Source organism: Xanthomonas albilineans (assembly GCF_009931595.1).
GTDB classification, from domain to species: Bacteria; Pseudomonadota; Gammaproteobacteria; order Xanthomonadales; family Xanthomonadaceae; genus Xanthomonas_A; species Xanthomonas_A albilineans.
Genome location: NZ_CP046570.1, coordinates 3,689,873 through 3,714,245 on the forward strand (window position 1 = coordinate 3,689,873; position 24,373 = coordinate 3,714,245).

Sequence of the window (24,373 nt, forward strand, 5' to 3'; positions counted from 1 at the left end):
GTAGTGGCGGCGGCGTTCCGGACGGAGACGACGATGTCGTCCAGGGAATGCCTTCGCCACTGCGGCGAAGGTCTCGCTCGCAGCCGGCGAACCGGCTGCCGTTGCACCGGAGCCCGCAGGCTCGAATTGACGGCGACAACGTCGGGAGCTACTCCCCTTCTGCCTGCATTCTTGCCATGACCAGCAGCGACGTCAATCCGGGCGGCTACAATGTCATTCATGAATACGTCTCTACCCGTCGTCCGCCTCAAGAACGCCTGGCGCTCCAGCCATCCGTGGATCTTCCAGAAACTGGTCGAAAAACCCGCCGCCAAACCCAAGCCGGGCGCACTGGTGGACGTGGTCGGGGTGGACGGCGTGTGGATCGGGCGCGGTTTCTACAATGGGCATTCGCGCATCGCCGTGCGCATTCTCGAGACCGATCCCGACATCGCCATCGACGAACACTGGTTCGCGCGCAAGATCGCCGGGGCGGTGGCGCTGCGCCGCGAGGTACTCAAGCTTGACGCGGTCAGCGACGCCTGGCGGGTGGTGCACGCCGAGGGCGACGGCTTGTCCGGGCTGGTGGTGGACCGCTATGGCGATCTGCTCGTGGTGGAGTTCTTCAGTGCCGGCATGTTCCGCCACCGCGAGTGGATCTATGCCGCGCTACGTGCGCAGTTTCCCGGCGCGCGGTTTTACAGTTTCGCCGAGGAGCATGTGCAGAAGCAGGAGAGCTTCGATTACCGCCCGGTCTCCAGCAGCGGCGAGCGCCCGGAGCCGGCGATCATCAGCGAGTACGGCGTGCGCTTCCGGGCCGATCCGGCTGGCGCGCACAAGACTGGTTTCTTCGCCGACCAACGCGAGAACCGCCAATGGCTGAGCCAGCAGGTGCAAGGCAAGCGCGTGCTGGATCTATGCTGCAACACCGGCGGCTTTGCGGTGTACGCCCAGGTGCGCGGCGCGGCCGAGGTAGTCGGCGTGGACATCGACCAGGATGTGATCGAAATTGCCAAGGGCAATGCGCGGCTCAACGAGGTGCGTCCCAAGTTCGTGCAGGCCGACATCTTCCCGTACCTGCGCGACGCCGCCGCGCGCGGCGACCAATACGACGTGGTGATCCTGGACCCGGCCAAGATGACCCGCGACCGCGACCAGGTGATCCCGGCGCTGAAGAAGTATCTGGACATGAACAAGCTGGCCCTGGGTGTGGTCGCCCCGGGCGGTTTGTTCGCCACGTTCTCTTGCACCGGCCTGGTCGCCGAACACGAGTTCTTGGACATGCTGCGCCGCGCCGCTTATTTCTCCGGGCGCACCCTGCAGATCCTGAAGGTCGCCGGCGCTGGCGCCGACCATCCGTTCATGGCCCACGTGCAGGAATCGCGCTACCTCAAGGCGGTGTTCTGCCGGGTGCTGGACTGATCCAGCAGATCGGTCTGATCGGTGAGCGGCGACATTCGATGAGTCGCTCACCGCAGAAGATGGCCGCCATGGCCAACCAGAGCAGCGCGCGCAGATGCGCGCCGAATCGCTCCCCCCCATGGCCGCGACAGCAATCGGGGCCGACGTCCGAGCGCATGCCATTGCGATGGTCCGCACGTGGAGCCACAGTGCCCAGAGGCTGATAACGCTTACAACGTGGCCTGCATCCCAGCTAGCGCATGACATTGCGTGCTTTGTTGCGACGCAGAGTGACAAGCATTGAGATGAAAGATTAAGTTTGGTGCATCCGTTGATAGCGCTATCACCATCGGCTGCGTGCCGATGGATACGTTGCCATCGACAGGAGCGGGCGGCTCGCACAGCCAGCCGTCCGCGTTGTAAGCGTGCGCGTGATGCGCACGGTGCGCTTCGGGGGAACGATGAATAGTGAGGGGATGCACACGCAGGCATGTCGGGCAATGCGCGTCGCGTACCAGTGACAGCCGCAATACGGGCCATCGTCGCACTTGGCGTTGCCCGTTCGACATCAGCACCGAGGACATTCAAATGCGTCAGCCGTTGAAGAAGTTCCGCTCCAGGGCCATGTTCACTTTCATCGGCGGTGTGCTGGTGATCAATCCGGCATTCGCGCAGCAGGCCGCGCAGACACCGGCCGCGGAAACCACGCCACCCGCCAATGCCACCACGCTCGATACGGTCAGCGTCACCGGCATGCGTAACAGTCTGAATCAGTCGATGGGGATCAAGCGCGACAACGTCGGCGTGGTCGATGCGATCAGCGCCGAAGACATCGGCAAGTTTCCCGACACCAACCTGGCCGAATCGCTGCAGCGCATCACCGGCATCTCGATCGAGCGCCGCGATGGCGAAGGCGCCCAGGTCACCGCGCGCGGTTTCGGGCCGCAGTTCAATCTCGTGACTCTCAACGGACGTCAGATTCCCGGTGCCGATGCGTTCGGCGCCCCCGGCGCAGCGCCGATCGGCGGCGTGGATGGCGGCACCCGCGCGTTCAATTTCGCTCAACTGGCTTCCGAGGCGATCAGCGGCCTGGAGGTCTACAAGACCAGCCGCGCCAACGCGCCGAGCGGCGGTATCGGCGCCACCATCAATATCCTCACCGACCGGCCATTCAACCATCAGGGCATCGTCGCCAGCGCCGGCGCCAAGGCCGCCTACGACACCTCGCAGCCGTTCACCCACAAGCTCACTCCGGAGTTGTCCGGCATCTTCAGCTACACCAATCCGGACAAGACCTGGGGGATCGGCCTGAGCGGCAGCTACCAGAAGCGGCAAGGCGGGTCGGTGCAGTCGACCGAGAATGCCTGGAACATCCAACGCTGGACCGGCAACGAACCCGCGCTGAGGCCGGGCGCAAACGTGCAGAACACGCCGCAGATCGGCCAGCTCTACGGCATGCCCAACGACGTGCGCTATGCGTTCGCCGATTTCGAGCGCGAACGCCTCAACGGCCAGGCCGTGCTGCAGTTCGCGCCGACCGATAGCCTGACCCTGACCCTGGACTACACCTATTCGACCAACAAGATCACCGAGAACCGCGGCGAACAGGGCATGTGGCTGCAACGTGCCAACAGCTTCACCGATCTGACCTTCGACACCGGACAGGCGGTGGCCACGCCGGTGTATCTGCGCGACGTGCCCGACGGTGCAAAGGACTTCGGCATGGAGCAGCAGCGCAGCATGCAGAAGTACAAACTTGGCTCGCTCGGCTTCAACGCCGATTGGCAGGCCGCCGACCGCCTGCGCCTGACCTTCGATGCACACGACTCCAAAAGCCAGAGCCTGCCCAACGACCCACTCACCGGCGGCAGCGCCACCTACTTCAGCTTCGCCGGCACCAACAATTGCAGCAACGGCCCGCAATGCGGCGGGCAATGGGCGCAGGAACTGCGCTTCAACAACGGCCTGCCGATCGGAACCCGCACCTGGTACCCGAGCGCAGCCGATTCGCTGGCCGGCACCAACGGCGTGGTCAACCAGCCGTTCACGCCGGCCGAACTCGGCTCGCAGGTGCTGCGCATCTATTACCAGAGCCAAGTGACCGAGGTGAAGGAAGCGCGCGCCGATGGTCAGTGGGACTTCGACAACGGCCGTTTCCAGTTCGGCGTGGACGACGCCAAGACCACCACGCATCGACGGATCAGCGACAATTACGCTGGCTTGGGCGATTGGAGCGTATCCAACGCCGGCAACGAACCCGGCATGGTGGCGTTGCTGCGGCCGGTCAGCATCACCGGCCTGTTCAACGATTTCAATACCGCCGGCATTGCCTCCAGCGCTTGGCGCGGCAACGCCGACCAATTGGCACAGTGGGGCGCCAATGCCTACGGCGTGGGCACGCGCTACAACAACCACTTCAGCAGCGACAACCAGGTCGCCGAGAAAACCCGTGCCGCGTACATGCAGCTGGAATTGGACGGCCAGCTCGGCAACATGACCACCAATACCCGCATCGGCGTGCGTTACGAAAAGACCAATGTGGTCGCCACGGCCCTGGTGGCCACGCCCGTGGCGCTGGAGTGGCAGTCCAACAACGATTTCCAGTTGCTGCGCTCCACCGACGTGCAACCCTTCAGCGAAAAACACAGCTACAGCTACGTACTGCCGAATCTGGATTTCAGCATCAACCTCACCGAAGCGCTGAAGGCGCGCGCGTCGTTCGGCCAGAGCATCGCGCGCGCGCCATACAACAACCTGGTTCCCGGGCCGACGCCCGGCACCCCCAGCGGCTCGATCCTCATCAATCCTTCCACGCGCGCCGCCGGCAGCGCGCAGAATCCCAGTCTGGACCCGTTGAAATCCAACAATCTCGATTTGGCGTTGGAGTGGTATTTCGCCGATACCAGCTATGTCTCGATGACGTTCTGGGACAAGCGCGTGTCCAACTTCATCGGCACCAGTGTCAGCCGGGAACCCTTGTACGGGCTGCGCGATCCCACCTCCGGCCCGGACGCGCAGACTGCGCTGGCGTTCCTGCGTAGCGGCGCGTGCGCCGCACAAGTCGCCGCTGCCGGTGGCGACGCCACTTCGGCGTGTTCGGCCAACGACACCTCGCTGTTCTCCACCGTGGCGTTGTTGCGCAATGCGGCCAAGACAGGCGGATTGGCCGCCTACAACGGCAGTTCCGCGCAAAGCCTGGCGCTGGAGAACGCCTACGATCTGGTCGGCCAGGCCAACGATCCGTTGTACGAATTCGACGTCTCGCGCCCGGTCAACCAGAACAAGGCGCATATCCACGGCTGGGAGCTCGGCGGGCAGTACTTCTTCGGCGACACCGGCTTCGGCGTCTACGCCAACTACACCATCGTCAAGGGCGATGTCGGTTTCAACGATACGGTCCTGGACCGCGACCAATTCGCGTTGCTTGGTCTCAGCAATACCGCCAATGCCATGCTGATCTACGAAAAACACGGATGGAGTGCGCGCCTGGCCTGGAACTGGCGCGACAAGTACCTGATCGCCGCCAACCAGGACGGCTCCAACCGCAACCCGTATTACGTCGAGCCATACAAACAACTGGACTTGAGCGTGAGTTACGCGATCACCGACAAGCTGTCCATCGGCTTCGAAGGGATCAACCTCACCAGCGAGGATGTTCGCTGGCACGGGCGTTCGCAAAAGCAGATCATCAAGCTCATCGACCAAAGCCCACGCTACACGGTGGGTGTACGTTATACCTTCTGAACGTCAGCGGCAGGTTTAACGCCAAGCTAGAACATCGATGGCCCGATTCGAACTGCTCAACAATGTGACCCATCATGACCTGCGCGTGATCCTACGCTTTGGCGCCGCATTCGGCGACGCCATCGGGATGGTGCAGGCATTCCCGACCGAGTTCGCCGACCTGCAACGCGAATATCCGATTTTCCTGCGCAAGAACACCATCGGCAGCGGTTTCCACGCGGTGGCGCTGCTGGGTTTCGAACCGCAGGAAAACCTGTTCCTGCAAGGCGAACGCTGGAATGCGGCGTATCTGCCCGGGGCTATCGCCAAGGGTCCGTTCCTGATCGGCTTTCAGGAACGGCACGAAGACGGCATAGCGCGGCGCGAGCCGGTGATCCATGTCGATCTGGAACACCCGCGGATCAGCCGCAGCGAAGGCGAGCCCATCTTCCTGCCGCAGGGCGGGCATAGCACCTACCTGGAACACATCATCACCGTGCTGCGCGGCATCCGCGATGGTGTGGAAGGCGGCGATGCGATGTTCGCCGCTTTCGATGCACTGGGCCTGATCCAGCCGTTGCATGTCGACGTACAGCTCGACAGCGCACACGCAGTGAACCTGGCCGGCCTGTACTGCATCGACCGCGAACGCCTGGCCGCGTTGGACGCGACGGCATTGCACGGCCTGCATCACGCCGGCTATTTGGAAGGCGCCTACCTGATCCTGGCATCGATGCAGGCCATGCGCTGGTTGATGGCCGAGAAACAGCGTCGCTTACAGCAAGGCGACGCCATGGTCGCAGCATGAGCGCGTTGCCGCAGCGCGTGCTGACGGCAATCGCCGAACGTGCCGATTGCCGTGCCGACGCGCTGCCGCTAGAGGCGTTGTACGATGCCGGCGAACCGGTGGTGCTGCGCGGTCTGGTAAGCGATTGGAGCTTGGTCCAGGCCGGTCTGCACGGTCCACAGGCAGCGATGGCGTTGCTGCGCACGCATGCCACACAACAGGTGCTGGCGTATTCCTACGGTGCGCCGCAGATCGGTGGCCGACCGTTCTACAACGCCGATTTCACCGCGTTGAACTTCGAGGTCAGGCACAACGACCTGCATGGGCTGCTGGAAGCCATCGCCACCCATCTGGACGTAGTGCAGCCACCGGCCTACTACCTGGCCTCGCTCCCGATGGACACGCACCTGCCGGGGTTGCGCGCCGACAACGCGGTGGACTTCGCCGCGCATGGCATCGCCGCGCAACCGAACATCTGGATCGGCAACCGGATCACCGCCAGCTGCCACTACGACGTGCCGCACAACCTGGCCTGTTGCGCGGTTGGACAGCGCCGTTTCACGGTGTTTGCGCCGGAGCAGATCGAGAACCTGTACCCGGGGCCGCTGGAGCTCAATCCCGGTGGCCAGGCGGTCAGCGTGGTCGACTTCGACGCACCGGATTTCGTTCGTTATCCGCGTTTCCGCGAGGCATTGATGCATGGCCGCAGCGCGGTGCTGGAACCTGGCGATGCGCTGTTCCTGCCAGCGCTGTGGTGGCACCATGTGCAAGCGCTGGAATCATTCAACGTGCTCGTCAACTATTGGTGGAGCCAAGCACCGGCGCAGCTGCCGGCACCGATGCCGGCGCTGCAACATGCGCTGTGGGCGCTGCGCGACCGACCACCGCCGGAGAAGGCAGCCTGGCGCGCGTTGTTCGACTACTACGTGTTCGGCGCGGCCGAGCGGGCCGGCGCACATCTGCCGGCGCAGGCACGGCAGCTACTCGGGCCGATCGACGAGACGCAGGCGCGGCAATTGCGCGCCATGTTGCTATCCCGGCTCAACCGCTGACGTCCAACGCCCCTGGTCAGCGCACTTCACGATGGCAGAAGAGAGATCGCAATGACCCAAATACGCAAGGTGGTGATCGCAGGCGGCGGCACCGCGGGATGGATCGCCGGCTGCGCACTGGCGCATCAGTTCCGTGATCTGCTCGAGATCACCCTGATCGAATCCGAACAGATCGGCACGATCGGCGTCGGCGAAGCCACGCTGCCACCGTTGCGTCAATTCCACCGCTTCGTGCAGATCGACGAGCAGGAATTCCTACGCGCGGTCGCCGGCACCTTCAAGCTGTCGATTTCCTTCGAGCACTGGGGGCAAGCGGGCGAGCGCTACATGCATCCGTTCGGGATCACCGGGCAGAGCACCCTGGTCTGCGCCTTCCACCACTTCTGGCTGGAGGCGCAGCGGCGCGGACTGCATTCGGAACTGGGCGATTACTGCCTGGAGAGCGTAGCCGCACGCGCGGATCGCTTCGCACGCGAAGCGCCATCGCCGCTCAATTATGCCTATCACCTCGATGCAGGCTTGTATGCACGCCTGTTGCGCGCACACGCAGAGCGACACGGGCTACGCCGCGTGGAGGGCAAGATCTGCCAGGTGCGGCAGCATCCGGAGAACGGTGCGATTACCGCGTTGCAACTGGAGGATGGACAACTGATCGACGGCGATCTGTTCATCGACTGCACGGGCTTTCGCGGCCTGCTGATCGAACAAACCCTGCACAGCGGATACGAAGACTGGAGCCACTGGTTGCCCTGCGACCGCGCGGTGGCGGTGCAGGCCGAGGCGGTGGCGCCACCGGTGCCGTATACCCGCACCATCGCCCACGCCGCCGGTTGGCGTTGGCAGATTCCGCTGCAGCATCGCGTCGGTTGCGGGCTGGTGTATTCCAGCGCGCATCTGTCCGACGAGGCGGCGCGTGCGCAGTTGCTGCGCGAGGTCGCCGCACCGACGTTGAAAGAGCCATCGCTGGTGCCGTTCCGCACGGGTCGCCGGCGCAAGACCTGGAACAAGAACGTGATCGCGCTGGGCCTGGCCAGCGGCTTCATCGAACCGCTGGAATCGACCAGCATCCATCTGACCATCACCGCAGTGATGCGTCTGCTGGCGCTGTTTCCCAGCGACGGCATTACCCCGTCGCTGGAGGCGCTGTACAACGCGGCCAGCCGCGCCGAGATGGAGCACGTGCGCGATTTCGTGATCCTGCATTACCACGCGACCCGGCGCGAAGAACCGATGTGGCGCGCGTGTCGGGAGATGCCATTGCCGGCATCGTTGCAGCAACGCCTGGACGCCTGGCGCGCACGTGCGCATGTCTGGCAGGACACCGACGCACTGTTTCGGGGGGATTCGTGGGCCTACGTGCTGCTCGGTCAGGGCGTGATGCCCAACGCACATCATCCGCTGGCGCACGCATTGCCGGACCAGGAATTGCAACGCTTCCTCGCCGCGATCCGTGCGCCGATCGAACGCAGCGTGGCGCAAATGCCATCGCAAGCGCAGTTCATCGCCCAATACTGCAAGGCGCCGCCGCAGGTGTGGGCGGGTTCGCCGATGACGGCGCTGGCGAACGCCTGAACAACGCAGCGAACACGACCATCGGACTGCGGTTACGAGCGCATCTGCGCGCGCTGCAACTGGCTGTTACGGTAGCCATACAGCAGGTAGGCGACCAGACCCAGCGCATTCCAGCACATGAACCAGAACTGCGTGGTCTGCGGCAAACTACAGAACAAATACACACAGCCGCCAATCGCCAGCGGCCCGACCACCCATGCCAGCGGCGTGCGGAAGCTGCGGACACGCGCAGGTTCGCGCACGCGCAGCACCAGCATGCACGCGGCCACGGCGATGAACGCGGCCAGGGTGCCGGCATTGGCCAACGCGGCGATTTCGTCCAGCCTCGCAACGCCGGCCAGCGCCGCGACCAGCACCGCCGTGAATAGCGTCGTCGCCACCGGCGTGCCGGTACGCGGATGGACCTTGGACAAACCGCGCGGCAGCAGGCCATCGCGCGACATCACGAAAAAGATCCGGCTCTGTCCGTACAGGAACGCCAGCAGCACCGTCGGCAGCGCGATCACCGCGACCACGCCGATGGCCGCCGCCGCCTTGGCCTGACCCAGCTCGCGCAAGATCAGCGCCAATGGCTCGGCGCTGGCGCCGAACACGCTGTAACGCATCGCGCCAATCGCCGCCAACGCCACCAGCATGTAGATCAGGGTACAACCGATCATCGAACCGACGATGCCGATCGCCAGGTCGCGCTTGGGATTCTTGGTTTCCTCGGCGGCGGTGGAGATCGCATCGAACCCATAAAAGGCGAAGAAAATGATCGCCGCCGCCGCCATCACCCCATGCGCAACACCATCGGCCCCGACCGTTTTGGGAAAGCCGTAGGGCATGAACGGTTGCAGATTGCTGCGATGGAATGCCGGCAGCGCCGTCGCCACGAAGATACCCAGGGCGATCAGCTTCAGCGTCACCAGCACCGCGTTGAGCGTCGCACTTTCCTTGGTGCCGGCCATCAGCAGGCCAGCCACCGCGAAGGTGATCAATACCGCCGGCAGGTTGACGATGCCGCCAGCGTGCGGACCGGCAACCAACGCCGCCGGCAACGTCAAGTCGACGCCCCACTGCGCGTTGGCCCAGTGCAGAAAGCCGACGAAATAGCCGGACCAGCCAACCGCCACCGTGCTGACCACCAGCGAATATTCCAGAATCAGGCTCCACCCCACCACCCAGGCGATGCTCTCGCCAAGCGCAACGTAGCTATAGGTGTAGGCACTGCCGGCGGCCGGCATCAGCGTGGCCATCTCCGCATAAGCCAACGCGGCGCAGGCGCAGATCGCACCGGCCACCGCGAACGACACCAGCACCGCCGGCCCTGCCAATTGCGCGCCGACCCCGATCAAGGTGTAGATGCCGGTGCCGACGATCGCACCAATACCAAGCGCCACCAAATGCGGCCAGCGTAGCGTGGGCACTAGTCGACGTCCGGCTTCGTGGACGGTGACCAGATCGAACGATTTGCGCCGGAACAGGAACGACATATGAACCTCGGGAGCGACGGAACAGGGGGAAGTATCAGCGAACGCAGTGCAGCAAAGCTATGCTCGCATGCGCTGCGTACCGTCGCCTACAACCCCAGGCGCTCGGCCAGCCGTACCAGTTCCGCCAGCGAGCCGACCTGCAGCTTGCGCATGGCATGGCCACGCCGCACTTTCACGGTGATTTCGCTGAGCTGCAACCGCGATGCCACCTGCTTGTTCAACAATCCCTGCACTACGAGTTCCACCACGTCCTGTTCGCCCGGAGTCAGCCGTGCCCAGCGCGCACGCAATTGGGCCTGCGCGGCTTCGGCTTCGCGCCGCGCGCGGTCGCGGGCGATGCCATGTTCGATCGCATCGAGCAGATCCTGGTCGCGGAACGGCTTGGTCAGGAATTCGATCGCGCCGTTTTTCATCGCCTCCACGCTCATCGGGATGTCGCCATGGCCGGTGATGAAGATCGTCGGCAATGCCAGTCCCGCCTCGCGCATGTGCCGATGGAACTCCATGCCGCTCTGTCCGGGCATGCGAATGTCCAGTACCAGGCAGGCTGGTGCATCGGCCTGCGGATGCGCCAGAAAATCGCGCGTGGACGCGAACGCATGCACCTGCAGGTCCACCGAGGCGAACAGATCTTCCAGGGCGGCGCGGATCGACGCATCGTCGTCGATCAGGTACACCACCGGACGCGGTGCGGTGGCGGCGCTCATGATCGCGTTCCGCTCGCAGCGGCGGGCAGGCACACGCAGAACACCGCGCCATGCGGGCGGCCAGGCTCGGCCCAGATGCGCCCGCCACCGGCTTCGACGATGCTGCGGCTGATACTCAAGCCGATACCGATGCCGTCTTGTTTGGTGGTCCAGAACGCATCGAACAGATGCGCCTGCGCTTGCGCCGACAAGCCTTCGCCGGCATCGGCCACGCTCAGCCGCAGCGTGCGCGCATCTTCGCGTTCGGTGACGATGCGCAGCGTGCGCTGTGCCGGTGGCGTGGCCGCCATCGCCTCGACTGCGTTGAGCAGCAGGTTGCCGATCACCTGCTGGATTTGCACCGGGTCAGCCGAGACCTGCGGCAGCGCCGTGGCCAACTCGGTTTGCACCGTCACCGCATTGCGCTCCAGTTCGCCGTGCGACATCGCCAGTACCTCGGCGACCGCGGCGTTGAGGTCGAAAGCGCGCTTCTGCGGCGCCTCGCCCTTGGTCAGGCGCCGCACGCGCGCGATCACTTCGCCGGCACGCTCGGCATCGGCGAGGATCCGCGCCAGCGCCGCGCGGGCCTTGTCCAGATTCGGCGGCTGCTGATCGAGCCAGCGCTGGCAAGCGTGACCGCTAGTGACGATCGCCGCCAGCGGCTGGTTGACCTCGTGCGCGATCGACGCGGTCAGATTGCCCAGGCTGCGCACGCGCGCCAACCGCAGCAACTGCGCCTGCGCCGCATGCGTGGCGGCCTTGGCGCGTTCCATCTGCATTGCGATGGAGGCGGTCACCGCCACCACCACGATGCTGATGGCCGAATTGATGACACCGACGTGGTAGGCGCCGGCATGGGTCAAATGGAAGCTGAGCACAATCAGCATCACGCAGATGCCGGCCAGCATTGCCAGCCCGGCCGGCGCCAGCAACCGCGCCGCGCCGAGGATCGCCACGGTGTAGAACAGCGGCGCGGCCACCGCGTAATCGGTGAGCGTGTCGGCAACGAAGATCGCCGCCAACACCACGCACAGCGCGGCCAGACCGAGCAGGCGCCGGTGCGGCGGCAATGGCTTGAAACACGCGATCATCGGCGGCACGGCAACGGTGAAGGGACGGATACGGGCACGGCCAGCTCAGCCTTCGGCGCCGGCGTTCCAGAACGCCTGTTGGACACCGCGCTCGCCCTCCAGGCGCTGGACCACCGCATCCAGTTCCTCGGCACGCACCGCGGTGGCGTACAGGGTCGCGGCGATCTCCACATCGTCGTGTCCGAACGAATGCTGTTCCACTTCGCGCGCCGGGTAGTGTGCCTCTTCCAGCAGTTCGATCAAGCGTTCGCGGATCGTGCCGTGCACCTCGCGCGCGCAGATCGCATAGAACATGTAAGTGGCTTCGACCGAGGATTCCTTCAACGGATGCCGGTTGATCCGGTTCACCATCGGCCGCAGCAGGGTATTGCTGAGCAGCACGAAGGCCGCCGCCAGCACCGCTTCGGCAATCAGTCCGGCACCGGCGCAGGCACCGACCGCTCCCGAGCCCCACAAGGTGGCCGCGGTGTTGAGCCCGGTGACGTTGGCGCCCTCTTTCATGATCGCACCGGCACCGAGAAAGCCGATCCCCGAGACCACGTACGCCACCACTTGCACCGCGCCCTGGGAACCGCCGTGGATCTCGAACAGGCGGTTGCCGAGCGAGACGAAGATCGCCGCGCCGACCGCGACCAGGGTATTGGTGCGCAGCCCGGCGGTGCGCTGGCGCACTTGGCGTTCGAAGCCGATGATCGCGCCGAGCACGAAGGCGGCCGACAGGCTCACCAGGGTGTCGAGCAAGGAGACGGGATTGAACAGGCGCAACGCTTCCATCAAGGCACATTCCGCAGGACAAAGGGACCGAGCATGACGGCTCCGGGATATGAAATGGACGGTTCCGGGATGCCTATGATGCCGGGTTAGTGTGGCATCTGGCAGCTGAGGCGGCGCGAGCGCGCGCGGTTCAGCGCACGGCAGTCTGCGGCACCGGGTCGTCGGCCGCAGGCGGCGCGCCGCCCAGGGCCTGGAACAGGGCCACGGTATCGGCATAGCGCTGCGTTTGTGCCTGGACCAGCGCGACCACCGCTTGTTGCTCGACCTGTTCGGCCTGCAACAACTGCAAGCCGCTGCCGGCACCGAGCACGTGCTGGCGCTGCGCCAACGCCAGGCTGCGCGCGGCAGCGGTACGCGCAGCGACCGCGGCCTGCAACGTCTGCGCATCGCTGAGCAACGCCTGCAACGTATTGGCGGTGTCCTGCAACGCCGCCAACACCACGCTGCGGTACTGGGCCTGCGCCTGATCGTAGGCGGCCACGGCGGCGCGCTGCTGGTGGCGCAGGCTGCCGCCATGGAACAGCGGTGCGATCAACTCGCCGCCAAGCAACCACTGTGCGTTGGTGCGCTCGAACAGCTGTCGCACCTGGGCGGCGGAACTGCCGATGTTGCCGCTCAGCGACAGACTGGGTAAGCGTGCCGCGGTGGCGACACCGATCTGCGCGCAGGCTGCATGCAATTGCGCTTGCGCCGCCGCGACGTCGGCGCGGCGCGCCAGCACCTGCGCCGGCACGCTCAGTGGCAGCGCAGTCGGCAAGTGCAACGATCCCAGCGCGAAGCGTTGCGCGATGTCCTCGCTGGGTGGTCGTCCTGCCAGGAGCGCGAGCCGGGCGCGCTGCTGCGCCAGTTGCTGCTGCAGCGGCGGCAGGACGGTCTGGGCTTGGGCCAGTGCCGCGTCCTGCGCGGCCAGATCGACACCGCTGGCCTGGCCGGCGGCGTACTGACGCTCAAGCAGTGTGCGCAGACGCTGCGCCAGAGCGATTTGCGCCTGCGCCGCATCGATCTGCGCGCGCAACCCGGCCTCCTGGATCGCGCTGGCGACGACATTGCTGGTCAGGCTCATGTACGCGGCCTGGCGCTGGAAACGCTGCACGTCGGCCTGCGCCGCCAGTACCTCGTGTTGCCGACGATTGCCGCCGAACACGTCCAGCACGTAACTCACGTTCACCTGAGCGGTATGCAGCGTGTACGGACTGCCGCCTGCCTGCCGCTGCCGTTGCGGGCTGACTTGCAGATCGACCGCGGGTATCAGACTGCCGAGCTGCGCCGCCGCGGTTTCGTTCGCCGCGCGCAACGCGGCGTCGGCCGCCTGCAGATCCGGATTGGCCTGCAGTGCCTCGTCTACCAGCATATCCAGCGCCGGCGAGGCGAACGCGCTCCACCAACGCGCCGGCACCGCTTCCCCCTGCAACAGGTGTTGTGCCGCGCCGGCCGGGTCGGCTGCCGCAACGGTCTGCGGCGGCAGCGGCGCGGCGGTGTAGCGGTCCACCGGCGGAACCGGCGGACGCACGAAATCCGGACCCACCCGGCAACCCCCGAGCAAGAGCAGCGACAGCAAAGCGGATGCGATGCGGCAGGTGCTCATGGGGTATCTCCTGCGCTCGCCGCGGCGCGCTGTGCGCGTGCGGCGGCCATGGTTTCGATCAGGTGATACAGCGACGGCAGTAACAGTAGGGTCAACACGGTGGCGGTGACCAGTCCGCCGACTACCACCGTCGCCAAGGGACGCTGCACATCGCTGCCCAGGCCGGTGGCCAGCATCGCCGGGGTCAGCCCCAGCGCGGCCACGGTGGCGGTGGTCAGCACAGGCCGCATGCGGCTGCGCGCGCCTTCGATCACCGCCTCGCGCAGCGGCTTGCCTTCCTCGTTGCGCAGGCGGTTGATCTGCGCCAGCAGCAACACCGCATTGAGCACGGCCACGCCGAACAAGGCGATGAAACCGACCGCGCTGGACACGTTCAAGGTCATCCCGCGCAGGTGCAACGCGGCCAGCCCACCGAGCATCGCCAACGGTACCGCAGCGAGCACCAGCAGTGGCTGGCGCAAGTTGCCGAAGCTGGCGAACAACAGCAGGAACATGATGCCCAGGGTCATCGGTGCGATCACCAGCAGGCGTGCCTGGGCGCGTTCCAGGTTTTCGAACTGGCCACCCCAGATCACCTGGAAGCGTTGGTGGTCGAACCGCACCTGCTGTGCGATCGCGCCGCGCGCTTCGCGCAAGAACCCGGACAGATCGCGACCGCGCACGTTCAACCGCACCACGATGTTGCGGCGGGCCATTTCGCGCACGATCACACTCTCGCCCGACACCGTGCGCAGCTGCGCCACCGCCGATAGCGGCAACTTGGCGCCGCTGGGCGTGGTCAGCATCAACGCGCCGATCGTCTGCAAGGTGTCGCGCGTCGCTGGTGCAAAGCGCACGGTCATCGCGTAGCTGCGTTCGCCGACATAGAGTTGACCGATCGGGCTGCCGCCGATGCCGGTGGCGATCAAATCGGCGATGTCGGCAGCATTGATGCCGTAGCGCGCGGCGGCGACACGATCGATTTCGATCTTCAGGTTCGGTAGCGGCGGCTCCACGTCCACCGTCACGTCCGCCGCGCCCGGCACCGCGCGTAGCGTCCCCGCGATCCGATCGGCTATCTGTCGCGCCTGGCTCACGTCGTCGCCGAACACCTTCACCGTCAAGTCGCCGTGCGCGCCGGACAGCTTGTCCTGCACGCCGTCGATCATCGGCTGCATGAAACCGACGCTGTAGCCGGGCATGCGCGCGTAACGCGCGGCGAGCGCGGCGATCAGCCCCTGCTTGTCCAGCCCAGGCCGCCACTGCGCATACGGGCGCAGGCCGACACTGGCCTCGATATGCGACGGCGTCCAGTAGTCGGTGCCGTCATCGTTGCGGCCGGTCTGGGTCACGATGTAGCTGACTTCCGGAAACGCCAGCGTGGCACGCCGCAAGGCATTGGCCATCGCCGCGGCCTTGTCCAGGGTGATCCCCGGCGGCATCTGCACCTGCAACCACAGCGAACCTTCGTCCAGATACGGCAGGAAGTCGCGGCCAATGCTGCCGCCGAGCAGGCCCAACGCCAACAGCGCAGCCACGCAACTGACCAGCAGCCAGCGCTTGCCGCCGACGCTGCGCGCCAGCAAACGCCCATAAGCGGCGCTCAGCGCCTGCAACACGCGGTTGTGCACCACCGGACGCGGACGGCGGAAAGCGAGCCAGGCCAGCGCCGGGATCAACGTCAGCGCCACGACCAATGCACCGATCAACGCCGCGCCAACCGCATAGGCCATCGGCGAAAACAGCTTGTATTCGATGCGCTGCAGCGCAAACAGCGGCAGGTAGGCGCAGATGATGACCCCCATGCCGAAGAAGATCGGTCGCGCCACCTGCAGGGTAGCCGCGATGGCGTCCTGCGGCCGCAATGGCTGCGATGGATCGGCCTCGCGTTGGCGCAGGATGTTCTCCACCAGCACCACCGCGCCATCGACCAGGATGCCGAAATCGATCGCGCCCAGCGACAGCAGGTTGGCCGGAATCTTCAGGTGATGCATGAACACGAAGGCGATCAACAGGGAAAGCGGTACGGTCAAGGCCACGATGGTGGCCGCACGCGGGCTGCCGAGAAACAGCAACAACACCAAACTGACCAACAGCATGCCTTCGACCAGGGTCGAGCCGACCGTGTGCAACGTGGCATCGATCAGGGCGGTACGGTCCAGGTAGGCGACTACTTTCACGTCCTTCGGCAACAACCCACCATTGAGTTCGGCGACCGCCACATGCACACCGTCCAGCACCGCCGAAGGATTGGTGTCCTTGAGCAACAACACGATGCCTTCGATGGTGTCGGGATTGCCGTCCTTGCCGAGGATGCCGCGGCGCTCGACGTTGCCGTAGCGCAACGTGCCCAGTTGCCGCACTAACACCGGCACGCCGTTGCGCGTCGTCACCGCGACAGCGCCCATGTCTTCCAGCGAATGCAGCAGGCCGACGCCGCGTACCACGTAGCTTTGCTCGCCGCGATCGATCACGCTGCCGCCGCCGTTGGCGTTGTTGGCGTTGATCGCATCCTTGACCTGCTGCAAGCTCAAACCGTATTGAGTGAGACGTTGCGGATCCAGCTCCAGCATGAATTGCGTGGTGAGGCCCCCGAAGTTGCTGACATCGACCACGCCAGGCACTTTCTTCAATCGCGGGATCACCGTCCAGGTCTGCAATTCGGATAACTCGCGCAGACTGCGCGTCTTCGACTCCAGCGTGTAGCGGTAGATTTCCCCGGTCGGCGAGGTGTAGGCGTCCAGCCCAGGCGCGGCGTTGTAGGGCAGCGTGACCTCGTTGAGCCGCTCCTGCAGACGTTGCCGGGCGAAGTAACCATCGGTGCCATCGGCGAACACCACCGTGATCAGCGACAGGCCGAATACGCTGCGCGAGCGCAGCACCTCCATGCCCGGCGTGCCCAGCAATGCGCGCTCCAGCGGCACGGTGATCTGCTGCTCCACCTCCTCGGCGGCCAGTCCCGGAACTTGCGTGACCACTTGCGAGGTGACGTCGGCGATGTCCGGATACGCTTCCAGAGGCAATTGCGTCCAGCTCCACGCCCCATACAGCGCAACCGCCAGAAACACCAACCAGACGATGCCACGACGCCGAAAACAGACGCTGACGATGGATTCAATCATCGAGCAGTGCTCCATTGCCGACCACCACGCGCTCGCCCGGAGCCAAGCCGGCGGTGATCTCGGTGTCGCTGCCCAGCATTGCGCCGGTGGCTACAACACGCGAGACGTAGACGAACGGCGCCGTCTCCACGTAAACGCGCGTGCTCAACCCGGACTGGAGCAAGGCGGTCGTCGGCACCAGCAGCGCCGACCGCGGCCGCGCCGCCAGGCCGACGCGCGCGAACATGCCTGGCTTGAGGCGACCGTCGCGGTTGTCGATGGCGATACGCACGGTCAATGTGCGGGTGTCGGTATCGAGAAGATCGGCGACGTGTTGGACCGTGCCCTCGAATGACGCATCCGGATAAGCATCGACATGGATCTGCGCATGCTGGCCGACGAACACCTGCCCGATATCGCGCTCAGCGACTTGGGCACTCACCCAGACCTTGGAGATGTCGGCGACCGTCATCGCCGTGGCCGTGGTGTCGTTCCAGTACCCACCCAGCGACACGGCGATGTCGCTGATGCGACCATCGATCGGCGAACGCATCGCATAGCGTCGGTGCGAGGCGGCCATCGGATCGGCGCCAAGCTGGGCCAGACGTTCGCGTGCGGCGCGCGCCTGATCCTGCGCCTGAGCCAGATCCAGTTGCGCCGCCTCGGCGTCCTTCCTGGTGGCGACGTCGCCGCTCAGCAAGGCTTGTTGCCGCTGCGCTTCGCGTTGCGCTTGACGCAGTGCCGACTGCGCCTTGCCATCGTCAGCATAGGCGTTGGCCAGATCGACCGAGTCGATCACGAACAACGTCTCGCCGGCCTTCACCGGATCGCCGAGTCCATGCGCCAGGCTGACGATACGTCCACTGACCGGCGCCACCAGTTTCACTAGCCGTTCCGGCAGCGCTTCCACCACCCCGGGCGTCTCGATGGTTGGCGTGATCGGGCGCCGCACCACGGTGCCGATGGGTAGCGCGCCGCGCAACGGCGATTGTGGTGGAACGCGCAGTTGCGTACCACGACGCAGCACGGCAGACGCATTTTCAACAGCCTGTGGATGTGCGTGGCAGGCCGCGAGCAGCGGGACCGTGCACACGATGAGGAACAAAACACGAGAGCGATGCATTGAAACGGCACTCACCATGGCAAGAGCCAGCGCCACATGGCAGTCTGGCGTGGGAAGGGGAGATGGGACCGAGCTACTTTCGGTGCGAGATTCAGTCGCGACGCAGTAACGATGCATCGAGCCACCAAGCCAGCACCGCGTGGCTCCTGTTCAATGTCGAAGCGGGCATACCGGCCGCATGCAAGCGCCGTTGCGCCGCGTGCGACAGTCGCGCACGGACGCGGATGCGGTCATCGACCGGCAGCAGCGACAATGCATCGGCCAGCACCCGCGGGGACTGTGCGGACACGGCCTTGGCGAAGGCGCGCGCGCCATGTGCGGCCAGCAGATAGCGCAGCGCTTCAGCGCGGTGCATGGCGACTGCGGCACGCAGGGCGCGCTGCAATCGGCGTTGCAGGCGGAAACGACGGAAAAAGAACAAGAACATGACGACCTCCTTGCGGCGCATCGCCGGCAAGGACACCGCCACCACTACGGCGACGGGCGTCTTCCGGGTCAGCGCAAGGCTATTACCAGGCGAAAAGAATGGGCGCGGAGTGCGGCGATGGCGCCGCGTCGATACGGGTCGGGATCCATGGCGATCTCCAGTGAGATGAAAGAAAGTGGCCGCGACAGCGACTGTGTCAAGTGACGCCGTGCCGGTGAATGCGGGCTTGCGACCTGTCGCTGACGGCCCGCGTCACGCCGCGTTGCGAGATGGAAAGTCTGGCATGCACGCCCGCGGTGCGCCAGCACGCGTGAGGCATCTACGCATGAACATCGGCATGCCTGCGCTATACCAAAGTATCGTGTTGGCGGGTGTCGGTCTTACAGAGACTCGAACTCCTCAAAGATTTCGTGTTTTTCGTGCAAATCACTTCGCAGCTTCCATCCGCATGGTCGCTGCCCGCCCCATCTCCCTCAGCTCCCGATTTTCAGACAGATCCTAGACATCTCCGTGCCATAGAAAATGGCAAGTTCAAATGTGTTCATGCGCAGTAAGGGCATTCTCAACTTGCAAGCGCAACACCTACGTTGAATTGAGCGCTCTCTTTTTCCAGCGCCTGATTGATTTGGCGTCTTCCAGCCGAGCGTACGACGTGATCGAGCGTTCATCAGGTCTGCGACATTGTTGAGATATTCCTGGCTTGCCTTGGAAAGGTCCGGCCCCTTGGGCATGAACTGGTGCAGCCGTGCGTTGGTATTCTCACTGCTCTCGCGTTGCCAAGGCGTATAGCGCACTGCCCTCAACAATTCTGCGCTTACGAACGCAGGCTTTACGACGCTGCCGATAGTGCTTGGCCGCGAGATTGGCAGCCTACACAGACGCGTTTTGACGTATCACTTCACGCGACAACGCAGACGCACTTCGTCCGATTCGGCGCGCGATGGAGCAGAGCTGGCACTGTGGCTGAGCTCGATCTGCAGCAACGCGTGTTCTTCGCAGCTCAAACGGATGTATTGCTTTTCCATGCCAATCCCTTACGTGATTGAGGGGTGTTGTACTTGGAAGTTGAGTCCAAGACCTTGACAAGCGTTGGCTTCAACTGTAGCCGACTATCCGGGATTACGATCGCAATATGCAACCCATAGGAAATCGATAATACATCTTATGATCGTGCGGCTACTGTCGCCACAACTGCGATGCTACAGTCCCGCGCTGAGGTTTCTTCAACGACTCTCTGCCAACATGCACGCTCATGCCTGAACTTCCCGAAGTCGAAACCACTCGACGCGGCCTGGAACCGCATCTGGCCGGGCGTCGCATCCACGGCGTGATTCTGCGGCGACCGGATCTACGTTGGCCGATTCCGCCGGAGGTCACACAGCAGTTGCCGGGGCAACGCATCGCCGGTATCCACCGCCGCGCCAAATATTTGTTGCTGGAAACCGCAGCAGGCAGTGCGCTGTTGCACCTGGGCATGTCCGGGAGCCTGCGCGTGCTGCCCGGCGATACGCCACCGCGCACGCACGATCATGTGGATATGAGCCTGGAGGATGGCCGTGTGCTGCGCTTCAACGATCCGCGTCGGTTCGGCTGTTTGCTGTGGCAAGCACCTGGTACGTTGCATCCACTGCTCGCCGAACTGGGGCCGGAACCGCTGTCGGATGCGTTCGATGGCGATTATCTCTTCCAGCTCAGTCGCGGCCGCAAGGCGCCTGTCAAGACGTTCTTGATGGATCAGCGCATCGTGGTCGGCGTCGGCAATATCTATGCCGCCGAAAGCTTGTTTCAAGCGGGGATCAGTCCGCTGCGCGCCGCCGGGGAGGTATCGCGCGCACGCTACGCGCGTTTGGCCGAGGCGACCAAGGCGATTCTCGGTTATGCGATCCAGCGCGGCGGGACGACGCTGCGCGATTTCATCAGTCCGGATGGCGCGCCGGGGTATTTTGAACAAGAATTGTCGGTCTACGGCCGCGAAGGCGAAGCCTGCAAGCGCTGCGGACGTCTTCTGCGACATGCCAGCATCGGCCAGCGCGCCAGCGTCTGGTGCGGGCATTGCCAGCGCTGATAGTGAAGGTGGTACTGACGGTCACGGTCACACACCAACCTGGCTGCGTAGCACTCGCCGTGCCAATCGACAGGCCATGCTGCGCCGAGCTTGCTACCCCTGGATACCCCGCGGAAGCGATGCGCAGCACCCGCACTCCCCGGTTACGAAGCGATTACGAAGCGGTGACGTGCCGCAGAGACGATGATCGTATGATGGGCATCCTTCCTTGGCTTCTCGATCAGGCTCATGCAACGACGCAATTTTCTCAAAAACGCCGCCGCCGCCTTCGCCGCCATGGGCTTGCCCGCGATGCCGATGCTGGGTCAGGCCGCTGATGCGGTCGGCCTGCGCCGTCTGGGCAAGCCGCAACCGTTCGACTACGCCTGGCTCAAGGGCCATGCCCAAGCCATGGCCAAAGCGCCATACCAGAGCCATCAGCGGGTGCTACCAGCGCCAATGGCGGGGTTGAGCTGGGACCAGTACCAATCGATTCGCTACCGCCAGGATCACGCGCTGTGGGCAGCCGAACAAGGTCCAAAATTCCAGGTGAAGTTTTTCCATCTGGGCCTGTACTTCAAGACCCCGGTGCAGATGTTCGACCTGGTCGATGGACAGGCGCAGCAACTGGCCTACGATAGCGCGGCGTTCGATTACGGTAGTAGTGGCCTGAAAGGCAAGCCGTTGCCGAAGGACCTGGGTTTCGCCGGTTTCCGCCTCAACACCAAGCAGGACACCGAGCGCGATTTCGCCGCGTTCCTCGGCGCCAGTTATTTCCGCGCAGTGGGCAAGGAAGGCCAGTACGGTCAGTCCGCACGTGGTCTGGCGATCGATACCGGGACCGGCGCGCCGGAGGAATTTCCCGACTTCATCGCTTATTGGCTGGAACAACCCAAGGCCGATTCGAATACGGTGGTGGTGTACGCGCTGCTGGATTCGCCCAGCGTGGCCGGTGCGTATCGTTTCGCGATCACCAACGGCGATGTGTTGTTGATGGACATCGACACCGCGTTGTATCCGCGCAAGCGCATCGAACGGATGGGTGTGGGGCCTTGCACCAGCATGTACCAGACCGGCGAGAACGATCGTCGCATGGACTGGGATTGGCGACCGGAGATCCACGACACCGACGGTCTGGCGATGTGGACCGGTGCGGGCGAGTGGATCTGGCGGCCGTTGTGCAATCCACCGCACCTGCGCTTCAACATGTTCGTGGACGAGAACCCGCGCGGCTTCGGCCTGCTGCAGCGCGACCGCAATTTCGATCACTACCAGGACGATGGGGTTTTTTACGAGAAACGTCCATGCCTGTGGGTGGAACCGAAGCACGGCTGGGGCAAGGGCTCCGTGCAACTGGTGGAAATCCCGACGGTCGATGAGACCTTCGATAACATCGTCGCGTTCTGGAATCCGCAGGACAAACCTCAGCCAGGCCAGGAACTGCTGTTCGGCTACCGTCTGTACTGGGGGGCACAACCGCCGGCATCCTCGTCGCTGGCGCACTGCGTCGCCAGCCGTACCGGCCTGGGTGGGATCACGGGGCAGAAGCGCAAGTATTTTTCCTGGCGTTTTGCCGTGGATTTCGCCGGTGGCGAACTGGCCAGGCTCAGCAAAGAGAAGGACGCCAAGGTCGAGGCCGTGTTGCAGCTCAGCCGTGGTCGCAGCGAAATCGTGTCGGCCAGACCACTGCATGAGATCGCCGGTTATCGCGCGATGTTCGATGTCGTGCCGCCGGATGACGGCACCGAACAGATCGATATTCGCTTGTTCCTGCGCAGTGGCGACCGTTCGCTGACCGAAACCTGGTTGTATCAATGGACACCGCCACCGGCTGCCGAGCGCAAACTGTATTGATCTGGCGCGAGCCAAGGCATCACGCAAAACAGCGTGCGGATCCTCCTTTCCGGTCCCGCGCTGGTAGTGCGGCTGAAGTCGCCCTCCTACCGCAGCAGGAGGGCGAAGCAACGTGGGAGGCCCCGGTGCCACGCGCGCAAACGCGCGGCCAATGGCGATAGCAGCCGCTTCAGGATTTGGTCGGTGGCGGTGGCGTCGCGCTTTTCTGGCCGATGTTTTCAACATCGCCAATATCGACCCGACCTGGCGTACGCCCGTCCCAAACTCGATCCTGTAGTTTCCAGTAGGCCGACGGCTCCCAGAACTGTTTGGCGTAGAACACTTCCGGATCAATGCTGCCGCCGCCTGGGCGATTGATCGACAAGGCGCCGGCGCCGGAATAGCCAAGCAGACTGCCAGTGCTGCTCATTGCTTCGCGGCGCATGACAGCCTCCTGGCGCGGCTTGGCCATCTGGTCGCCATATTCGGCGATCATCTGCTTGTCGAGGGCGATCGCGCGCTTGCGCTCTTCCGGTGTGAGCTGGTTCCAGTATTCCATTTTGCGCCTGCTGAAAGCCTCGTAGCCGCGTTCGGAGGCCAGCGCCATCCACAGGAATCCCATCGCATGATCGGGCGCCACGCCCTGGCCTTGCCAATACATCTCGCCCAACCGCGCCTGCGACGGCTTGTCGGCATAGCGGGCGGCCAACTGATACTGTTTCTTGGCCTGCGCATAGTCGCCTTTCTTGTCGGCACGGATACCTGCGCGGCGATAGAACAGATCCAGATGCGCCTCAAGGAAGCCATCGGTCAGTATCTGTGCCGGGATATCGTCGAATGTGCGTTCAGCCGTGACCGCAGCGACTTGGCCGGGCAGAGCGAGCAGAAGTGTGCAGACCAAGGTCACGCCGCTACGAACCATTCCTTTGAATCGTTGCATTTCTCTATTCCATGAGTGTGATGGGGAAGATTCTACACAGATGTCACCCCTGCGCTGCAATAGGCAAGATGCATTTCTATACCTTTGTCACAGATGACCGCCTGCGATCAGGAGGATCGCGATGGGGCGATCTGCAGCGGATCAATGCGGCCTTCGCCGCGCATGATCTTTTTGAACTCGGCACGGCTCACCGACACGTAGCGTTCGTTGCCGCCGATTTCCACCTGCGGACCATCCTGTACCGCGCGGCCGTTCTCGTCCACCCGCACGGTCATGGTTGCCTTGCTGCCGCTGTGGCAGATGGTCTTGATTTCCTGCAGCTCGTCCGCCCAGGCCAGCAAGGACTGGCTGCCTTCGAACAGTTCGCCACGGAAATCCGTCCGCAGGCCATAACACAGCACGGGGATTCTCAGCCGGTCCACTACCTCGCTGAGTTGCCAGACCTGGGCGCGGTTGAGAAACTGGGCTTCGTCCACCAGTACGCAATGCAGCGTGCCATGGCTGGCAATGTCGGTTTCGATCAAGGCCAGCAGGTCGGTCTCGGCCGCGAAGACTTTGCCATCGGCGCGCAGGCCGATGCGCGAAGCGACCACGCCACTGCCGGCGCGATGGTCCAGCCTTGGGGTGAGAATGACCGTGCGCATACCGCGCTCGCGGTAGTTGTGCGCCGACTGCAACAGCGTCGTGGTCTTTCCGGCATTCATCGCCGAATAGTAGAAATACAGTTTCGCCATGCGTTGGATTCTAGCGCGGACGCGACGCATTTCATGCACCGGCTAGGGCCGAAAACCGGTTCAGCCA

17 protein-coding genes and 1 pseudogene are annotated in these 24,373 nt (G+C 64.2%); 7 read left to right on the plus strand and 11 right to left on the minus strand.

Going from position 1 to position 24,373, the window contains the following annotated elements:
- Positions 1 to 219: 219 nt before the first annotated feature.
- From XaFJ1_RS15450 to XaFJ1_RS15470, 5 genes are all read left to right on the plus strand, one after another.
- Entirely contained in the window at positions 220 to 1,401 is a 1,182-nt protein-coding gene (locus tag XaFJ1_RS15450; protein WP_012917618.1) for a class I SAM-dependent rRNA methyltransferase, read from the plus strand.
- A 567-nt stretch (positions 1,402 to 1,968) separates the two neighbouring features.
- Positions 1,969 to 5,124: a TonB-dependent receptor gene (locus tag XaFJ1_RS15455; protein ID WP_012917619.1), complete on the plus strand. Its 3,156-nt coding sequence runs from the start codon at positions 1,969 to 1,971 to the stop codon at positions 5,122 to 5,124.
- A gap of 37 nt (positions 5,125 to 5,161) precedes the next feature.
- Entirely contained in the window at positions 5,162 to 5,911 is a 750-nt protein-coding gene (locus XaFJ1_RS15460) for a SapC family protein (RefSeq protein WP_012917620.1), read from the plus strand.
- Positions 5,908 to 6,942, plus strand: coding sequence for a cupin-like domain-containing protein (locus XaFJ1_RS15465; RefSeq protein ID WP_012917621.1), 1,035 nt, complete (start codon positions 5,908 to 5,910; stop codon positions 6,940 to 6,942). The genes XaFJ1_RS15460 and XaFJ1_RS15465 overlap by 4 nt, the downstream gene beginning before the upstream one ends.
- 45 nt (positions 6,943 to 6,987) lie before the next feature.
- Positions 6,988 to 8,514, plus strand: a complete 1,527-nt coding sequence (locus XaFJ1_RS15470) for a tryptophan halogenase family protein (RefSeq protein WP_187388457.1) — start codon at positions 6,988 to 6,990, stop codon at positions 8,512 to 8,514.
- Positions 8,515 to 8,546: 32 nt separating this feature from the next.
- Here XaFJ1_RS15470 and XaFJ1_RS15475 read toward each other — a convergent pair whose 3' ends face one another.
- The 9 genes and pseudogenes from XaFJ1_RS15475 to XaFJ1_RS16320 form a co-directional block, all read right to left on the minus strand.
- Positions 8,547 to 9,989 (minus strand): amino acid permease, encoded by a 1,443-nt coding sequence (locus XaFJ1_RS15475; protein ID WP_012917623.1) that lies wholly within the window; start codon positions 9,987 to 9,989, stop codon positions 8,547 to 8,549.
- Positions 9,990 to 10,075: 86 nt separating this feature from the next.
- Positions 10,076 to 10,696: a response regulator transcription factor gene (locus XaFJ1_RS15480; protein ID WP_012917624.1), complete on the minus strand. Its 621-nt coding sequence runs from the start codon at positions 10,694 to 10,696 to the stop codon at positions 10,076 to 10,078.
- Complete coding sequence (locus XaFJ1_RS15485) at positions 10,693 to 11,766, minus strand: sensor histidine kinase (protein WP_012917625.1); 1,074 nt, start codon at positions 11,764 to 11,766, stop codon at positions 10,693 to 10,695. The genes XaFJ1_RS15480 and XaFJ1_RS15485 overlap by 4 nt, the downstream gene beginning before the upstream one ends.
- A 45-nt stretch (positions 11,767 to 11,811) precedes the next feature.
- Positions 11,812 to 12,540, minus strand: a complete 729-nt coding sequence (locus tag XaFJ1_RS15490) for an MgtC/SapB family protein (RefSeq protein WP_012917626.1) — start codon at positions 12,538 to 12,540, stop codon at positions 11,812 to 11,814.
- 130 nt (positions 12,541 to 12,670) lie between these two features.
- Complete coding sequence (locus tag XaFJ1_RS15495) at positions 12,671 to 14,125, minus strand: efflux transporter outer membrane subunit (protein WP_012917627.1); 1,455 nt, start codon at positions 14,123 to 14,125, stop codon at positions 12,671 to 12,673.
- Complete coding sequence (locus XaFJ1_RS15500) at positions 14,122 to 17,226, minus strand: efflux RND transporter permease subunit (protein ID WP_012917628.1); 3,105 nt, start codon at positions 17,224 to 17,226, stop codon at positions 14,122 to 14,124. The genes XaFJ1_RS15495 and XaFJ1_RS15500 overlap by 4 nt, the downstream gene beginning before the upstream one ends.
- Entirely contained in the window at positions 17,219 to 18,232 is a 1,014-nt protein-coding gene (locus XaFJ1_RS15505) for an efflux RND transporter periplasmic adaptor subunit (RefSeq protein WP_187388417.1), read from the minus strand. Before XaFJ1_RS15505 ends, XaFJ1_RS15500 begins: the two co-directional genes overlap by 8 nt.
- Positions 18,233 to 18,419: 187 nt before the next feature.
- Positions 18,420 to 18,755 carry a hypothetical protein gene (locus XaFJ1_RS15510; RefSeq protein WP_012917630.1) on the minus strand — a complete coding sequence of 112 codons (336 nt, stop codon included), beginning with the start codon at positions 18,753 to 18,755 and terminating at the stop codon, positions 18,420 to 18,422.
- A gap of 562 nt (positions 18,756 to 19,317) precedes the next feature.
- Positions 19,318 to 19,543 (minus strand): annotated as a pseudogene (locus XaFJ1_RS16320) (IS30 family transposase); the annotation flags it as partial.
- Positions 19,544 to 20,007: 464 nt separating this feature from the next.
- Between XaFJ1_RS16320 and mutM the strand changes: the two are divergent.
- Both mutM and XaFJ1_RS15520 read left to right on the plus strand, forming a co-directional pair.
- Positions 20,008 to 20,820 carry a bifunctional DNA-formamidopyrimidine glycosylase/DNA-(apurinic or apyrimidinic site) lyase gene (mutM, locus tag XaFJ1_RS15515; RefSeq protein WP_012917632.1) on the plus strand — a complete coding sequence of 271 codons (813 nt, stop codon included), beginning with the start codon at positions 20,008 to 20,010 and terminating at the stop codon, positions 20,818 to 20,820.
- Between the two features lie 228 nt (positions 20,821 to 21,048).
- Complete coding sequence (locus XaFJ1_RS15520; RefSeq protein ID WP_012917633.1) at positions 21,049 to 22,653, plus strand: OpgD/OpgG family glucan biosynthesis protein; 1,605 nt, start codon at positions 21,049 to 21,051, stop codon at positions 22,651 to 22,653.
- Between the two features lie 169 nt (positions 22,654 to 22,822).
- Here XaFJ1_RS15520 and XaFJ1_RS15525 read toward each other — a convergent pair whose 3' ends face one another.
- Together XaFJ1_RS15525 and XaFJ1_RS15530 are read right to left on the minus strand one after the other, a co-directional pair.
- Positions 22,823 to 23,572: an SEL1-like repeat protein gene (locus XaFJ1_RS15525; RefSeq protein ID WP_012917634.1), complete on the minus strand. Its 750-nt coding sequence runs from the start codon at positions 23,570 to 23,572 to the stop codon at positions 22,823 to 22,825.
- 107 nt (positions 23,573 to 23,679) lie between these two features.
- Entirely contained in the window at positions 23,680 to 24,306 is a 627-nt protein-coding gene (locus XaFJ1_RS15530; protein ID WP_012917635.1) for a thymidine kinase, read from the minus strand.
- Between the last annotated feature and the right edge of the window lie 67 nt (positions 24,307 to 24,373).

Excerpts from the sequence above, each read along its gene's own strand:
- XaFJ1_RS15485 (WP_012917625.1), bottom strand. The coding sequence starts at position 11,766 with ATGATCGCGTGTTTCAAGCCATTGCCGCCGCACCGGCGCCTGCTCGGT.
- XaFJ1_RS15520 (WP_012917633.1), top strand. The coding sequence starts at position 21,049 with ATGCAACGACGCAATTTTCTCAAAAACGCCGCCGCCGCCTTCGCCGCC.
- XaFJ1_RS15525 (WP_012917634.1), bottom strand. The coding sequence starts at position 23,572 with ATGCAACGATTCAAAGGAATGGTTCGTAGCGGCGTGACCTTGGTCTGC.
- XaFJ1_RS15455 (WP_012917619.1), top strand. The coding sequence starts at position 1,969 with ATGCGTCAGCCGTTGAAGAAGTTCCGCTCCAGGGCCATGTTCACTTTC.
- mutM (WP_012917632.1), top strand. The coding sequence starts at position 20,008 with ATGCCTGAACTTCCCGAAGTCGAAACCACTCGACGCGGCCTGGAACCG.
- XaFJ1_RS15450 (WP_012917618.1), top strand. The coding sequence starts at position 220 with ATGAATACGTCTCTACCCGTCGTCCGCCTCAAGAACGCCTGGCGCTCC.
- XaFJ1_RS15490 (WP_012917626.1), bottom strand. The coding sequence starts at position 12,540 with ATGGAAGCGTTGCGCCTGTTCAATCCCGTCTCCTTGCTCGACACCCTG.
- XaFJ1_RS15460 (WP_012917620.1), top strand. The coding sequence starts at position 5,162 with ATGGCCCGATTCGAACTGCTCAACAATGTGACCCATCATGACCTGCGC.
- XaFJ1_RS15480 (WP_012917624.1), bottom strand. The coding sequence starts at position 10,696 with ATGAGCGCCGCCACCGCACCGCGTCCGGTGGTGTACCTGATCGACGAC.
- XaFJ1_RS15475 (WP_012917623.1), bottom strand. The coding sequence starts at position 9,989 with ATGTCGTTCCTGTTCCGGCGCAAATCGTTCGATCTGGTCACCGTCCAC.
- XaFJ1_RS15495 (WP_012917627.1), bottom strand. The coding sequence starts at position 14,125 with ATGAGCACCTGCCGCATCGCATCCGCTTTGCTGTCGCTGCTCTTGCTC.
- XaFJ1_RS15510 (WP_012917630.1), bottom strand. The coding sequence starts at position 18,755 with ATGTTCTTGTTCTTTTTCCGTCGTTTCCGCCTGCAACGCCGATTGCAG.
- XaFJ1_RS15500 (WP_012917628.1), bottom strand. The coding sequence starts at position 17,226 with ATGATTGAATCCATCGTCAGCGTCTGTTTTCGGCGTCGTGGCATCGTC.
- XaFJ1_RS15530 (WP_012917635.1), bottom strand. The coding sequence starts at position 24,306 with ATGGCGAAACTGTATTTCTACTATTCGGCGATGAATGCCGGAAAGACC.
- XaFJ1_RS15465 (WP_012917621.1), top strand. The coding sequence starts at position 5,908 with ATGAGCGCGTTGCCGCAGCGCGTGCTGACGGCAATCGCCGAACGTGCC.